Here is a 14,915-nt window from a genome sequence, read left to right as displayed (position 1 = left end):
CGGGCGGGTCACGGCACGTACGTGTCGAGGCGGCCGCACATGCCGAACGCGCGCTCCGGCGGCGGGTCGAGCCGGTGGACGGCGGCCTCCGTCAGGTGGCCGATGTCGCCCGCGCCCAGGCGGCTGAGGTACGCGCCGGTCTGCAGCGCCTCGGCGAACGCGCCCGCCCGCCAGCGCTTCTCCCACTCGCCGAACAGGTGCGCCTTGAGGCGTACGGCCGACCGGTAGAAGTCATGCAGCGCCGCCGGGTCGCCGTCGTCGAGCCGCTCGCGCAGGACGGCGTAGCCCTCCAGGGCCAGGTCGCGGCGGCGCCGGGCGGTGTCCTCGCGCGCGGCGGGATCCAGGGCCGCCGCCCGCTCGTACGCCGCCGGGTCGTTCAGGGTCTCCGGTGGGAAGGTGAAGACGGCGTCGCCCGCCTCGGGCAGCCCGCTGTTCTGCATGACGACGACGATGTGCAGCCCGCCGTCGCCGTTGACGAGCCGGTGGACGGTCCCCGGCGTGAACCAGGCGACGGTGCCGGGGGCCAGCGGCGTCTCGGCGAAGCCGTCGCAGGTCAGCGTCTGCACGCTGCCCTCGCCCGCGACGACGACGTACGCCTCCGCGCAGGTCAGGTGGGCGTGCGGCGAGCCGCCGCACAGCCCGTCGGCGGTCGGCCAGTCGTACACGCGCAGCCCCGAGATCCCGACCGCGCCGGGCAGCGGGCTCACCACGGGTGGTCCTTGGCGTAGGCGTCCAGCCGCGCGCGGTCCCAGGCGCCGTCGGCGACGACGATCCGGTACCGCAGGCGCAGCGTCTCACCGGGCGGCAGCGCGAACTCCTCGGCGAAGGCGAGCGAGGGGTTGACCGCCGGGAACGGCGTGTTCCGGACGAACCAGTCGCTGCCGAAGTCCGGGTCGTCGAAGAACATGAGCGTCGAGGCCCGGTCGACCTCGTCGTGCCGGCCGACGTACGCGAGCCAGGCCGCGGGCCGGCCCATCAGCTCCGGGCCGCCCTGGCCCTCCGCCGCGAGGATCTCCCCGTCGGTGAAGGCCCGCGGCCCGCGCCAGAACAGCCCGCTGTACCCGGCCGCCGGGCGGCCGTTCGTCGTCGGGCTGCCGAAGACGAGCGGCTCCCCCCGTACGTTGGTCAGCGCGGTCGCGAACTCCAGCGCCCACGAGTCGGCGGCGACGTCGCGTACGGCCAGCTCGCGGTGCTCGTCCACCCAGTGCTCGCCTCCCTGGGTGTGCCAGGTGAGGCGCTCGGCGATCCGGCCCCCGTCGGCGTCGGCGAACTCCTCGTGCCGCATGACGCCGACGTTCGGCAGGTCGACGTAACCCTGGTCGCGGACGTAGCTGCCGCCGCCCCAGAAGTTCTCCCCCGACAGGTGCGACACGGTCATCTGGACACCCTTGTGCCAGCGGTGGTCGTGCGGCCGGTACGCGGTGACGACGTCCCCGGCGAGCGTACGGACCGGGTGCAGGTACGGCTTCGGTCCCTCGAACTCTGGCGTGGCCGGCCGGTAGACGTACCGGAACAGCTCCACGTCGCGCTCGCGCACGGCGAGGGTGTGGTCGCCGATGTACTCGATCCTCACAGGTGCATCCCGCCGTTCATCTCCCGGTAGAAGGGGTCCGCGTCGTCGATCTCGCCGCGGCGTACGGGCCGGCCGGTGAGCGCCGACCGGTACAGCGCGGCGATGAGTTCGAGGGTCTGCCGGCCGCCCGCCCCGCTGGTCTCCGGGCGTTCGCCGCGCTCGTACGCGTCGAGCAGGTCGGCGAGCAGCGCGGTGTGCGAGCTCGGCACGTCGCGGTCCGGGGTCCGCCACGCGGCGATCCGCGCCTCGTCGGTGACGTGCGGCGCGGGGGTGTAGGTCCAGTCCGCGTTGCCGTAGCCGTACAGGTGCGACAGCTCGACCGTCGCGTCGGTGAAGTCGAACCGCAGCCGGCTCTCCTCGCGCGGCGACAGCACGCTGTTGACGACCGACGCGAGCGCGCCGTTCTCGAACCGGACCGACGCGACGGACACGTCCTCGGTGTCGACGTTCCGGGCGAGGCGGCCGGCCATGGCACGGACCTCGGCCCAGTCGCCGAGCGTCGCGAGCAGCAGGTCCATCTGATGGATGCCGTGGCCCATGGTCGGGCCGCCGCCCTCGGTGTCCCACCGGCCGCGCCAGGGGACGTCGAAGTACGCCTGGTCGCGGTGCCAGGTGGTCAGGCAGACCGCGACCAGGGGCCGGCCCAGCTCTCCCTCGGTGACGAGGCGGCGCAGGTGGCGGGCGCCGGAGCCGAACCGGTGCTGGTAGACGACGGTCGCGTACGGGCCGCCGTCGCGCTCGGCGGCCGTCATGGCGTCGTACTCGGCGAGCGAGAGGGCGGGCGGCTTCTCGCACAGCACCCACGCGCCCGCGTCCAGACACGCCTTGACCTGCGCGGCGTGGACGTGCGGCGGCGTGCAGACGTGGACGAGGTCGGGACGGGCCTCTGCGAGCATCTCCCCCAGGTCGGTGTAGGCGGCCGGGATGCCGTGCTCGGCGCAGAAGTCCTTCACGCGTCCGGCGTCGACGTCGACGGCGGCCACGACCCGGGCGCGGTGCGCCTCCGCCCGCAGCGCGGGCAGGTGGCAGATGCCCGCGATCCCGCCCGTGCCGACGATCGCGGCCCGGATCACCGCAGGACGACCGTGGTCAGCGAGCGGGGGGCGAGGTCGACCGACAGGGTCCGGCCGTGGGCGCGCGCGGCGGCGACGGGGGACACCGAGTGGCCGCCGTCGGTCAGGTACGCCCGGGCGTGCCCGGCGGGGGAGCCGAGGGCGAGGTCCGTCGTCGACGCGGTGGTCCCGGTGTTGAGGATCTCGACGACCTTGGTGCCGTCGGCGTTGCGGTACGCCGAGACCTCCAGCGCCGGGTCGGCGGTGCTCACCGCGACGCGGGTGGCGCCCGGCCGGATGAACCGGCTGTACGCGGCGAACGCCCACAGCCGCTTGGACACGTGGTAGGCGTCGCCGTCGAGCTGGATCAGCGCGCGGGTCGCCCCGACGGAGGCGCCGAGCCAGTAGACGTACGCGCTCGCGTTCCCGTCCGTCAGGGTCCGGTGGATGTTCTGCACGACCGCGAAGCCGGAGGACTCGGTGCCGTCGTCCCAGTTCTCGTTCCAGGTGCTGCCGCCCGGGCCCCACTCCGACATCCAGGTGCGCTTCCGTGTCGGCTGCGGCGCGGTGACCGGGCTGGAGTAGGCGTGGCCGGTGACGGTCGTGACCCACCGGGCCGCCTGCGGGTCCGCCTCGATGGCCCGGGTGTAGTCCCGCTGCCCGTCCCAGCCGGTCTCGTCGCAGCAGGACAGCCTCAGCCCCGCCTTCGCCGCGACCGGGCCGAGCACCGTGACGAACTCCGCGGCCTGGGCGGGGGTGAAGTTCATCGAGGCGTACGAGACGGTGATGTCCGGCTCGTTGGTGAAGCCCAGGTCGGTGATCCGGATGCCCTCGCGGCGGTAGAACCGCGCGTACTGCACGAGGTAGTTCGCGTACGCCTTCCGCCAGTCGCCGCTCGCGCAGTTCGTGCCTTGCAACCCGCAGAGGGTGCCGCCGTTCGCGTCGGTGCCGTTGGTCTTCATGTAGCCCGGCGCGCTCCACGCGTCGGCGTAGAACCGTTTCACGCCGTACGCCTCGGCCTGCTTCGCGAGCCAGACCTGGCCGCCGTCGTCGCCGTCCCAGACGTATTTCGGCGGTGCGTCCGGCCCGCCCGGGTCGGCGGGCTCGATGGAGGGCATGTGGTCGTACACCGTGTCGGCGGACGAGCCGATGCCGAGCCGCAGGATGGAGGCCCCGGCCCCGGCGCGCCGGCCGAACAGCAGGTCGACGACCTCCTTCTGCTTCGGCGCCGGCAGCCCGTTCAACCCGTGGATCACGGCGGCCCGCTGGAACGCCTCGGAGAACCCGAACCCGTCGATGGGCTGCAACCTCCTGCCGAAGTCCACGCGGCCGCCCGGCGCTCCCTCGGCGTGCGCGGGTACGCCGAGGGAACACGCGGTCGCCGCGGCCAGGGCGAAGGCGAGTGATCTGCGCGTGAGGGGACGCATGGGGGGAGATCTCTACTTTCCGCCCGCACCGGCCAGGCCCGCGATGAGCCAGCGGCGCGCGAACAGGTAGACGACGAAGACGGGGATGGCCGACAGCAGCACGGCCGCCATCAGACCGGGCACGTTCGCGCCGAACTGGTTCTGGAAGTTCCACAGGCCGAGCGTCTGGACCCGCTGTTCGGGGGACTGGGTGAGGATCAGCGGGAACAGGAAGCCGTTCCAGGCGTTCAGCGCGCTGTAGACGGAGATGGTGGTCAGCGACGCGCGGCTGAGCGGCAGCGCCAGGCTCCACATCAACCGGAACGATCCGCCCCCGTCGATGGTCATCGCCTCGTACAGTTCGCGCGGCACGTCCCGCAACGCCGACGACAGCACCAGCACGCTGAGCGGCAGGCCGAACGCCACGGTCGGCAGGATGATCGCGGTCAGCGAGTCGTACAGGTGCATCCGCGAGATCATCAGGTAGACGGGGATGATCGTGGCCTGCGCCGGCACCGCGAGCCCGGCCAGGAAGATCCGGAACGTTCCGGAGACGATCCGGCTGCGCGACCGCACGATCGCGTACGCCGCGGGGAAGGCGAGCAGCACGGTCAGCGCGACGCTCGCCACGGTGACGACCGCGGTGTTGATGAGGTAGCGGGTGTACCCGCTGCGGAAGACCTCGGCGAAGTTGTCCAGGGTCAGCTTGCGCGGCAGGGACAGCGGGCCGCCGTCGAGATAGGCGTCCTTCGGCTGGAAGCTGTCCTTGATCATCAGGTAGATCGGTACGCCCACGAACACGAGCCAGGCGAGCGCGGCCAGCCCGGCGCCCCAATTCGGCCGCTGCCGCTTCCGTCGTGGACGGTCGCCGCGCCGGTGATCGGCGACCGGCACCGACGTCTCTTCCCGGAGTGCCGTCATGGCGTCAGATCCCCTCCAGCGTGCTGCGCATCTTCCCGTATCCGGAGAAGCGGACGATCACCAGCGACAGCGCGGTGCCGAGCGCGGCCAGGACCAGCGCGATCACGCTCGCGTACCCCATCTGGAAACTCTGGAAGGCGCTGTTGTACATGCGCTGCGGCAGGACCATCGTGGCGGTGCCCGGACCGCCGTTCGTGACGATCAGGATGGTCTCGAAGTAGGTCAACGACCCGACCAGCATCAGCACCGACGAGGTGATGATGGTGTTCCGGAGCTGCGGCAGCGTGATGTGCCAGAACTGCTGGAACCGTCCGGCGCCGTCGATGAGCGCGGCGTCGTACAGCATCTTCGGGATCTGCCGCGTCGCGGACTGGTACATCAGCGAGTGGAACGGCACGAACTGCCATGCGATGACGACCACGACGGCGCCCAGGGCGCCGTGCTGGTCGCCGGCGATGTTCCCGTCCGGGAAGCCGATCCAGGGGCCGACGGTCGCGGCGAGCCCGAAGTTCGGGTCGAGCAGCACCCGCCACGTGATGGCGATCGCGGCGGTCGACATCAGCAGCGGCAGGAAGAAGATCGAGGACAGCACCGCGCGGTTCAGCTCCCGGCCCGCCGCCCACACGCCGATCAGCAGGGCGAGCGGGGTCTGCACGACCCAGCACAGCACCATGAAGACCAGGCTGATCCGCATCGACTCCCAGATCGCGCTGTCCGTCAGCGCGTGGCGCCAGTTGGCCACGCCGTTGAAGTTCGGCGTGCCGAGCCCGTTCCAGTCGGTGAAGGACAGCACGGCCGTCAGGAGGAGCGGCACCCCCGCGAACACGCCGAAGAACAGCACGGCGGGAAGGATCCAGACCGCGCCCGGCCGGGCCGCCCGGTCCGCGCCGGCGGAGGCGGCCGACCGCCGCCTGCCCCGCCGCGCGCCCGACACGGCGGTCATCGGCGGCCCGCCTCGATCCGCGCCGCCATCACTTCACCTGGCCCAGGACCTGGGTGAACTTCTCCGGCGTCATCTTCTTGAGGAAGACCTTCTGCAGGTTGTTGTGCAGCGGGTCGGTGAACCTGCTCGGCAGCGCCTGGTCCCAGGACAGGGTGAAGCTCGGCGCCTTCTGCACCATCTGGTAGACGTACTTGGCGAACTCCGGGCCGGGAGAGGCCGCCAGTCTCGCCTCCAGGCCGGTCGCGGCCGGCACGTCGCCCGCCTTGATCAGCTTGTCGATGTACATCTGACTCGACATCTCCTTCTTGAGGAAGGAGATCGCGGCGTTGACGTCCTTGGACTTACGGCTGATCGAGTAGTAGTTGGTCGGGTTGCCGACCACGTTGTTCGGGTCGCCCTTGCCACCGGTGATGGTCGGGAAGGGCGCGAACGCGAGGTCGTTCTTGGCGAAGTCCGGGTGCTTGTCGACCTGGTTGGAGTACTCCCAGGTGCCCATCAGGTGCATCGCCGCCTTGCCCTTGGCGAACAGCAGCCCGGCACCGTCGTTGACGTAGTTCACCGACGCGAAGTTGGTGCCGAACGCCCGCCGGTCGACCAGGTCCTGGATCCGGTGCAGCGCGTCGAGGACGACCGGGTTGCTCCAGGCGTTCGGCTTTCCGGCGAGGATGTCCGCGAAGACCGACGGCCCGCCGAGGCGCTCGACGAGGTACTCCAGCCACATGAGGTTCGGCCAGGCGTCGACGTGCCCGAGCGCGAACGGCTGGATCTTCTGGGAGTCGAAGTACGTGACCAGCTTGAGCAGGTCGTCGTACGTCGCCGGGGGCTTCTGCCCGTGCTGGGCGAACAGCGTCTTGTTGTAGAAGAGCAGCACGGGCTGCATGCCGCGCATCGGGATGCCGTAGTACTTCCCGTCGGCCGCCTTCCCGGCGTCGAGCACGGAGGGGATCCACGCGCTCTTCCACGTCGGGTCGCTGTTCAGCTGCGAGGTGAGGTCGACCAGCCGGCCGCTCGCGGCGTAGTCCTGGATGCTGCCGGTGCCCCAGTTGAACAGCAGGTCCGGCGGGTTCGGCGAGCCCATGCCGATGCGGAGCTTGTCGGTGTACCCCGAGGAGCCGGAGTTGGGGATCTCCACGAGCTTGATCTTCGTGCTCGACGACTTGTTGAAGTCGTCGAGGGACGCCTGCTGGATGGGGTTCTGCCCGTCGTCCTGGAGGACCCAGGCCTGGAGGGTCTTCTTGCCGCCGCCTCCGCCACCGGAGGGCCCGGAGGTTCCGCAGGCGCTGAGCAGGGGGGCGGTGAGGCCGGCGATTCCGGCGGCTCCGGCGGCCGAGAGGAAGGTGCGGCGCGAGAGCGGTGAGTCGCCCATCGGTCCTCCTTGGGGGATTACGGCAGAGACGGGCGTTGCGGTGACGTGTCGGTGCTGTTTCGAAAAAGTGTCGGGACAGCGGTTGTTGCCGTACCTTAAGAAAGCCCCCCGCAGCGGTCAACCCTTCGCGACGTTTCTTGATAAATCGGCGATCAAGCGCGCCAGTGAGACCTTGGCGGCTCCGAAACATTGCGATAACGTTCACTTCGGCCGCTCGGCGAGCACGCTCCTCGCCATCGAGCCGCGCGTCCGGCCATCCACGGCGCCACCGCCGGCCGCACCCAGGACGCGTGCCCCGTGGACCTCGATGCGGTGGGAGCGCGAGGCCCACGGGACACGCCCGGCCCACACTCGATCGCCAGACGGGAGCCCACCACAGATGGCCGAAACGCTTCCTCACCCGACCCGACCGACCGGCTCATGGCGCGACCGCCGGTTGCCGACCGCCGAGCGGGTGGCCGACCTGCTGAGCCGGATGACCGTGGAGGAGAAGGCGGCCCAGCTGGTCGGCTACTGGGCCGTGTCCGCCCGCCCCGGCGAGGAGGTCGCGCCACTCCCCGACGACTTCGGTGAGCCGCCGCCCCTGGACGACGTCATCAAGGCCGGACTCGGCCAGCTCACCCGCGTCTTCGGCACCGCGCCGGTCCCCCCGGCGGAGGGCGCGGCGCGGCTGCGCGAACTGCAGGCGCGGGTCGCCGCCGGCAACCGGTTCGGCATCCCCGCGATCGCGCACGAAGAGTGCCTCACCGGCTTCATGACCCACACCGCGACCGTCTTCCCCTGCCCGCTGGCGTGGGGCGCGACGTTCGACACGGAGCTGGTCGAGGAGATGGCCGGCGCGATCGCCGCCAGCATGCGGCGGGTCGGCGTCCACCAGGGCCTCGCACCCGTCCTCGACGTGACGCGCGACCCCCGATGGGGCCGGACCGAGGAGACCATCGGCGAGGACCCGTACCTCGTCGGCCGCATCGGCACGGCGTACGTGCGCGGACTCGAGGGCAACGGGATCGTGGCCACGCTCAAGCACTTCGCGGCATACGCGTCCTCCCGGGCCGGACGGAACATGGCGTCCGCCGCCCTCGGCCCCCGCGAGTACGCCGACATCGTCCTCGAACCGTTCCTGCTCGCGCTCCGCGAGGGCGGCGCCCGCTCGGTGATGGCCGCGTACGTCGACGTCGACGGCGTTCCGGCCACCGCCGACGAACGCCTGATGACCCGGCTGCTCCGCGACGAGCTCGGCTTCACCGGCATCGTCGTGGCCGACTACTTCGGCATCTCGTTCCTGGAGAGCATGCACGGCGTCGCCGGCTCCCCCGGCGAGTCCGCCGCCCTCGCCCTGCGCGCGGGCGTCGACGTCGAGCTGCCGACGATCCGCTGCTACGGCGCGCCGCTGGTCGAGATGGTACGGCGCGGCGCGATCCCGGAGGAGCACCTGGACCGTTCCGTGTCCCGCGTGCTCGCCCTCAAGTGCGAGCTGGGCCTCCTCGACGAGGCGACCGATGGAACCGCCGATGGAGCCGTGGACGGAGTGCCAGCGGGCGGCGCGGTGGACGGCGTACGGCCGGACGACATCATCGACCTGGACCCGCCCGCCCATCGGGAGCTGGCCCGCCGTATCGCGGAGGCGTCGGTCGTCCTGCTCGCCAACGACGGGGTCCTGCCGCTGCGCGCCGGACGCGTCGCGGTGGCCGGCCCGCTCGCCGCCGAGCCGCGCGCCATGCTCGGCTGCTACGCCTTCCCCAACCACATGACCGCGCGCTTCCCCGACCTGCCGTTCGGCGTGGAGATCCCGGCCCTCGCGGACGCGCTCCGCGCCGAGCTGTCCGGCGCGGAGGTCGAGGTGACGGCCGGCCGGGACGTCCTGGTCGCCGACGACGCCGACATCGATGCCGCCGTCGCGGCCGCCCGCCGCGCGGAGGTGTGCGTGCTGACCCTCGGCGACCGGTCGGACCTGTTCGGCCGCGGCACCTCGGGTGAGGGGTGCGACGCCGAGAGCCTCGCCCTGCCGGGCCGGCAGGCCGAACTCGCCGACGCCGTCCTGGCCACCGGCACGCCCACGGTCATCGTGCTGCTCGCCGGCCGCCCGTACGCCCTCGGCGGCCTGGTGGACCGGGCGGCGGCGATCGTGCAGGCCTTCTTCCCCGGCGAGGAGGGCGGCCCGGCGGTCGCGGGCGTGCTGTCGGGCCGCGTCGAGCCGTCGGGGCGGCTGCCGGTCAGCGTGCCGCACGGACCCGGCGGCCAGCCGGCGACGTACCTGCACTCGCGGACCGGCGGGCCGTCGCGCTGGAGCGCGATCGACCCGACGCCGCTGTTCCCCTTCGGCCACGGGCTGACCTGGACGCGGTTCGCGTACGACGCCCTGGAGGTGGATCCGTCGGCCGGCACGGACGGGACCGTCCGCGTCTCCGCCACCGTCCGCAACACGGGCGACCGGCCCGGCACCGAGGTCGTCCAGCTGTACCTCGGCGACCCGGTGTGCTCGGTCGTACGGCCGGTGCGGTGGCTGGCCGGCTGGGTGCGGGTCCGGCTCGAACCCGGCGCGGCCGCCCGGGTGGAGTTCACCGTGCACGCCGACCGGACCTCGTTCACCGACCTCAACCTGCGGCGCGTCGTGGAACCCGGCCGGATCGACGTCGCGGTCGGTGGGTCCAGCGCCGACCTGCCCCTGCAGGGGTCGTTCACGCTGACCGGCCCCGAGCGCGTGCTCGGCCCGGACCGCGTCCTGACCGTGCCCGTCGAGGTGACACCGTGCTGAGACGCCGAGACTGCGCTCACCGGTAGAAATCCGATCGGGGCTGCCACTAGTCTCGGCGCGGCTGAGGCCGAACGAGCGGACGCAGCCGACGCACCCGGGAGCGCCCTGTGCAGTCCGAGGACGACGCAGCAGAGTTCCACGCCTTCTTCGAGGCGCACCATCGGGAGCTCGCGCGTCTCGCCTACCTGCTGACCGGCGACGCGGACGCCGCCGACGACCTGGCCGCCGACGCGTTCGTCGCGGCCTGGGGCCGGTGGGGCCGCGTCCGCACGGCGGACCAGCCGCTCGCCTACGTTCGCCGCATCGTGGTGAACCTCGCCGCCACCCGGGTCCGTACCCTGGTCCGGGAGCGTTCGCGCGCCGGACTGCTGGGGGCCATGTTCCGGGACCGGTCCGAGGAGCCGGACGTCCCCGCCGTGGTCGACGTACGCGCGGCGCTGCGGCGCCTGCCGATGCGCAAGCGCGCGTGCGTCGTCCTGCGGTACGCCTTCGACCTGTCGGAGCAGGAGACGGCCCGCGTCCTGGGGATCTCGGTCGGGACCGTGAAGAGCCAGACGTCACGGGGGGTGGCGGAGTTGGAGAAGGCGCTGAGCGCGTGGCGGTCGCCGCCCGCGCACCCGGCCGGGCGCACCGGGGAGGCGCGGTGAACGAACCGCCACCCTGGCTGCGGTCCGCCCTCCGTGAGGAGGCCGACGCCCACCGGCCCGACGGCGACCACATGTGGTCCCGGGTGGAGGCCGGCGCCCGTTCGCGCCGGGACCGTACGGCCCGCGGCCGGTCGGTGGTCGCGGCGGCGCTGGCGGCGGCCGGCGTGGCCGCGGTCGCGGTGGGGGTGGTGACGTGGCGATCCGAGGGCCCGGCCGACCCGGCCGTTCCCGCCGGGCACGCGTCCGCCCCGAGCGACCGGCCGTCCCCGTCCGCCGCCTCCACGTGGGCGAGCGCCGGGCCGACGTCCCGCGCCGGCACCCCTTCCCCGACGGGCCGTCCCACCGGTTCTTCGGCGGCCCCGCAGCGGTCACGGGCGGCGGCCCCGGACGTCACGGCCGGCCTCGGCCCGGGGACCAACGGTTACTGGGCGCAGGAGAACGTCACCGTCTCCGGGGCCCGGCCGCTCACCACGCTGCGCGTCACCATCCGTGTGGCGCGCACGCAGAACGTACGGTCGACGGGCTCCTGGTCGTCGCTGCCGGGTGACACGTACCAGGTGACGGTCGGCGAGGAGCGGAACGCGATCGTCTACACGTGGACGGTGCTGTCCGGCCGGTCGGTGCCGCCGGGCCGGTACGTCTTCGCCGCCCAGTACGCCCGCGCTCCCGGCGGTCACGACGTCCACGGGGACGCCTACACCGTGACGACCGCCGGCGGCACCGGCCGCCCGTTCACCCAGAGCGGTCGATTCTGAGGTCCGCTTTCCGACTGTCCCGAATTTAGTGAACCTTCCGTCCTATTCCTCGCGTACCGGGTTAGAACGGTCCAGGTTCGCGACCATGCGCGGCGAACAGAGCACGGCGGAAGGAGTTCGGCGGTGCGACACGCGATCGCTCACGACGAGGAGGTCCGGCTGCTGGAGAGGCTGAGCGCGGAGCTGGCGCGGCTCGGAGTGGAGTCCGACCTGCGACGGTCGCTGCCCGGCCTGGCCGTCGTGACCGACGTGCCCGGCGTCCCGCTCTACATCTTCGTCAGCGAGTCGGGCGACCACTTCGACTGGCGGAACGCCGAGATGCGCCATCCGGTCGGCGACGTGACCGGAGCGGCCGAGCGGATCCACGGCTTCCTGCGACGCGAGGAGGCGGCGGACCGGCGCTGAGAGGCCGGCGACCGGATGGCTCGCGGGGCGCCTACTCGATGACGAGCTCGACGGGGACGTTGCCGCGGGTGGCGTTGGAGTAGGGGCAGACCTGGTGGGCGGCCTCGACGAGCTCGCGGCCGGTCTCGGCGGCGACGCCATCGGGCAGCTCGACGCGCAGGACGACCTGGAGGGCGAACCCGCCCGAGCCGTTCGGCCCGATGCCGACCTCGGCGGTGACGGCGGTGTCGGAGACGTCGACCTTCTTCTTCCCCGCGACGAGGTCGAGCGCGCTCGCGAAGCAGGCCGCGTAGCCGGCGGCGAACAGCTGCTCCGGGTTGGTCCCCTCCCCGTCGCCGCCCATCTCGGTCGGCTTGGCCAGCGTCACGTCGAGCTTCTTGTCGGAGCTGACGGCGCGGCCGTCCCGGCCGGACGCGGTGGCGATGGCGGTGTAGATGGCGCTCATGTCCGATCTCCCAACTAGACAGACCTGTCTGTACGATCTCTAAGGTAGACAGGTCTGTCTGGTAAAGTCAACCCGTGACTTCGACCGCCACCGCTCCCCGCAGGAGCCCCGCGCGCCGCCGGGTGCTCGACACCGCGCTCGCGCTGTTCTACGCGGAGGGCATCCACGCGGTGGGCATCGACCGGATCATCGCCGAGGCCGGCGTGGCGAAGGCGACCTTCTACCACCACTTCCCCTCCAAGGACGACCTGGTCTGCGCGTATCTGGAGGAGCAGATCGCCCGCGTACGGGAGCAGGCCGTCCCGCAGGGCGAGACGCCCGAGGAGAGGATCGTCTCCGTCTTCGAAGGCGTCGGCGAGGTCACCTGCGCGCCGGGCTTCCGCGGCTGCGCGTTCATCAACGCGGCGGCCGAGTACCCGGATCCGGACCATCCCGTGCGCCGGGTGGTCGCCGACTTCCGCCGGTGGTTCAAGGGCCTGCTGGAAGAGCTGCTCGTCGCGGCCGGTCACCCGGAGCCGCAGCGTACGGCCGTGGCTCTCATGACGCTCCGCGACGGCCTCACCGTCGCCGGCGCGCTCGACGACCCGGCCGAGGCCCGCCCCGCCGTACGCGCCGCCGTCGCCCGCCTCATCCGGCCCGCGGCCTGACCCGCCCTCGGCGGGACGAGGAGTTCCCGAGCCCGACGTGCGACGCCCCGGGTGCCGGCGAGGAGCGGCACCCGGGGCGTCGGCGGTCGGTCAGGACAGCGGGGTGATGCGGTCCAGGGCCGGGACGGCGACGCCGGTGGCGCCGGCGGCCGCGAGGTAGGCGACGAACGCGTCGATGTCCTGCGCGCCGCCGAGCGGGTCGGTGCCCTCGTTGAAGACGGTGAACCCGTCGCCGCCGGTGGCGAGGAAATTGTTCATCGTCACGCGGAGGCTCGTGGTCGGGGTGACCGTCGCGCCGTTCACCTTGATCTCACCGATCTTGCCGGCGCAGGTGGCCGCGGAGGGGTTGGACTGGTAGCTCAGCGTCTTGGAGAGCTGCAGGATCTTCTGGCTGGTCTGACCGCCGCAGCCGGTGAACTGCTGCTCCAGGACGCGCCGGAGCATGTCGCCGGTCATCGTCTTGGTCACGAGGCTGTTGCCGAACGGCTGGACGGTGAACGCCTCGCCGTAGGTGACCTCGCCGGGCGCCTCACCGCCGGAGGAGATGTCGCCGGCCCTGAGGTCCGCGCGGACGCCGCCCGGGTTCATCAGCGCGACCTGCGCGCCGCCCTTGCTCGCGTCGGAGGTCGCGGCGAGCTGCGCGTCGGCGATCACGTCGCCGAGCGCCGTCTCGCCGACGGGGCTGGCGTCGCGGGTCAGGTCGCCCTGGATCTTGCCGACCACCTTGTTGGCCAGCGGCGCGGACGCGTCGACGTACTGCTTGACGACCTTGGCCACGGCCGGGTCGGCCTTGGACGGGTCCTCCTGGCGGGTGACGCCGGCGCCCGGGGTGTTCAGCGCGTTCTCGACGATCGAGTTGGTCGCGTCCGCGGAGACGAGCGTGCCGGTCCGGTTGTCGACCTTCAGCGTGATGTCGCTGAGGATGCGGCCGAACGACGAGGCGCTGGTGATCAGGCGCGTCACGCCGTTCACCGTGATCGTGCAGCGGTACTCCGCATGCGTGTGACCGGACACGATCACCTTGATGGAGGGGTCGAGCTTCTTGGCGATCGCCTCGATGTCGCTGCCGGCCAGGTTTCCGGCGCAGCCGTTCGGCGTGCTGATCGGGCCGGTCTGGAAGCCGCCCTGGTGGATGACGAGGACGGGGATCTTCACGCCCTGCCGGGCGAGCTGCTTCGCGGCGCGGTTCGCGGCGTCCGCCTCGTCGCCGAAGTCAAGGCCGGCGACGCCGGTCGGGGTGACGATCGTGGGCGTGGCCTGCAGCACCTCGCCGATGAACCCGACCGAGATCGGCCGCCCGCTCGTCGAGGGGAACCGCTTGACGCCGTACGCGGGCAGCAGCGTCTTACCGGTCGCCTTGTCCGTGACGTTGGCGGACAGGTACTGGAAGTCGGCGCCCGGGTAGGTGTTCGTCGTCGTCCACCTGCCGTGCCGCTTCACCGGGTACGGCGCGCCCTTGCAGCCGGTGCTCGCGCAACCGCCGTTCTGGATCCGCAGCAGCTCCGTCTTGCCCTTGTCGAACTCGTGGTTGCCGACCGAGGCGAAGTCGGCGTTCATCATGTTGGCCATGATGGTGGCCGGTTCCTCGTTGAACAGCCCGTTGACGAGGGGGCTGGCGCCGATGTCGTCACCCGCCATGACGCTGGCCTCGCGGCTGCCGTACTGCTTCTGCTTGTCCTTCACCGCCTTGGCGAGGAAGGCGGCGCCGCCCGCGAACCTGCCGTAGATGGTCAGGCCGGCGGGCTCGAGGTTGCCGTGGAAGTCGTTCCAGGCGATCAGGTGGACGTCCGTCGTACGGGCGGGGCGGTGCTTGCCCGCCCAGTCGACGGCGACCTTGTCGGAGAGCGTATTGGCGCCGGCGATGGTGACCGCGCCGGCCGGCTGTGAACCGGTGACCGCCAGCGGCGCGGCGGCCACCGCGCCCAGCGCGACGGCGATGAGTCCCGCACGGGCCGCGCGGGAACGCAGGAACGCAGGGAGCAAGGCTTCCTCCGGGAGCC

The 14,915-nt window shown here is 72.2% G+C and carries 14 protein-coding genes; 5 read left to right on the top strand and 9 right to left on the bottom strand.

Translation table 11 applies throughout. The features are described from left to right. Nucleotides 1-8: 8 nt before the first annotated feature. Genes NE234_RS29555 through NE234_RS29525 form a run of 7 tightly spaced genes read right to left on the bottom strand, consistent with a single transcriptional unit; the run spans nt 9 to nt 7,261 of the window. Entirely contained in the window at nt 9-710 is a 702-nt protein-coding gene (locus tag NE234_RS29555; RefSeq protein WP_252783965.1) for a cupin domain-containing protein, read from the bottom strand. Then, nucleotides 704-1,573, bottom strand: coding sequence for a DUF6807 domain-containing protein (locus NE234_RS29550; protein WP_252783964.1), 870 nt, complete (start codon nt 1,571-1,573; stop codon nt 704-706). The genes NE234_RS29555 and NE234_RS29550 overlap by 7 nt, the downstream gene beginning before the upstream one ends. Beyond that, entirely contained in the window at nt 1,570-2,643 is a 1,074-nt protein-coding gene (locus tag NE234_RS29545) for a Gfo/Idh/MocA family protein (protein ID WP_252784174.1), read from the bottom strand. Before NE234_RS29545 ends, NE234_RS29550 begins: the two co-directional genes overlap by 4 nt. Next, on the bottom strand, nt 2,643-4,052 hold the full coding sequence (locus NE234_RS29540; protein WP_252783963.1) for a glycoside hydrolase family 30 protein: 1,410 nt from the start codon (nt 4,050-4,052) through the stop codon (nt 2,643-2,645). The genes NE234_RS29545 and NE234_RS29540 overlap by 1 nt, the downstream gene beginning before the upstream one ends. 12 nt (nt 4,053-4,064) lie before the next feature. Beyond that, nucleotides 4,065-4,952 carry a carbohydrate ABC transporter permease gene (locus NE234_RS29535; RefSeq protein ID WP_252783962.1) on the bottom strand — a complete coding sequence of 296 codons (888 nt, stop codon included), beginning with the start codon at nt 4,950-4,952 and terminating at the stop codon, nt 4,065-4,067. 4 nt (nt 4,953-4,956) lie between these two features. Next, the gene (locus NE234_RS29530; protein WP_252783961.1) at nt 4,957-5,895 is read right to left on the bottom strand and encodes a carbohydrate ABC transporter permease; all 939 of its coding nucleotides are present in this window, start codon (nt 5,893-5,895) and stop codon (nt 4,957-4,959) included. 28 nt (nt 5,896-5,923) lie between these two features. Then, nucleotides 5,924-7,261 (bottom strand): ABC transporter substrate-binding protein, encoded by a 1,338-nt coding sequence (locus tag NE234_RS29525; RefSeq protein ID WP_252783960.1) that lies wholly within the window; start codon nt 7,259-7,261, stop codon nt 5,924-5,926. Between the two features lie 379 nt (nt 7,262-7,640). Between NE234_RS29525 and NE234_RS29520 the strand changes: the two genes are divergently transcribed. From NE234_RS29520 to NE234_RS29505, 4 genes are all read left to right on the top strand, one after another. Continuing rightward, entirely contained in the window at nt 7,641-10,016 is a 2,376-nt protein-coding gene (locus NE234_RS29520) for a beta-xylosidase/alpha-l-arabinosidase (RefSeq protein WP_252783959.1), read from the top strand. A gap of 107 nt (nt 10,017-10,123) precedes the next feature. After that, a complete protein-coding gene (locus NE234_RS29515) occupies nt 10,124-10,663 on the top strand; it encodes a SigE family RNA polymerase sigma factor (RefSeq protein WP_252783958.1) in 540 nt (179 codons plus the stop codon). Continuing rightward, nucleotides 10,660-11,418, top strand: coding sequence for a hypothetical protein (locus NE234_RS29510; protein WP_252783957.1), 759 nt, complete (start codon nt 10,660-10,662; stop codon nt 11,416-11,418). The genes NE234_RS29515 and NE234_RS29510 overlap by 4 nt, the downstream gene beginning before the upstream one ends. 123 nt (nt 11,419-11,541) lie before the next feature. Then, nucleotides 11,542-11,823 carry a hypothetical protein gene (locus NE234_RS29505; protein ID WP_252783956.1) on the top strand — a complete coding sequence of 94 codons (282 nt, stop codon included), beginning with the start codon at nt 11,542-11,544 and terminating at the stop codon, nt 11,821-11,823. Nucleotides 11,824-11,854: 31 nt separating this feature from the next. On the opposite strand, the gene NE234_RS29500 is transcribed toward NE234_RS29505, so the two are convergent. Continuing rightward, entirely contained in the window at nt 11,855-12,268 is a 414-nt protein-coding gene (locus NE234_RS29500; RefSeq protein WP_252783955.1) for an organic hydroperoxide resistance protein, read from the bottom strand. Nucleotides 12,269-12,342: 74 nt separating this feature from the next. Here NE234_RS29500 and NE234_RS29495 point away from each other — a divergent pair, with 74 nt between their 5' ends. Next, nucleotides 12,343-12,915, top strand: a complete 573-nt coding sequence (locus NE234_RS29495; RefSeq protein ID WP_252783954.1) for a TetR/AcrR family transcriptional regulator — start codon at nt 12,343-12,345, stop codon at nt 12,913-12,915. Between the two features lie 90 nt (nt 12,916-13,005). On the opposite strand, the gene NE234_RS29490 is transcribed toward NE234_RS29495, so the two are convergent. Then, nucleotides 13,006-14,898 carry a bifunctional metallophosphatase/5'-nucleotidase gene (locus NE234_RS29490; protein ID WP_252783953.1) on the bottom strand — a complete coding sequence of 631 codons (1,893 nt, stop codon included), beginning with the start codon at nt 14,896-14,898 and terminating at the stop codon, nt 13,006-13,008. Nucleotides 14,899-14,915 lie beyond the last annotated feature (17 nt).

The organism is Actinoallomurus rhizosphaericola (assembly GCF_024055675.1).
Taxonomy (GTDB): domain Bacteria; phylum Actinomycetota; class Actinomycetes; order Streptosporangiales; family Streptosporangiaceae; genus Actinoallomurus; species Actinoallomurus soli.
Note: the sequence above shows the minus strand (reverse complement) of the source record. Positions and strands in the feature narration are given on the sequence as shown.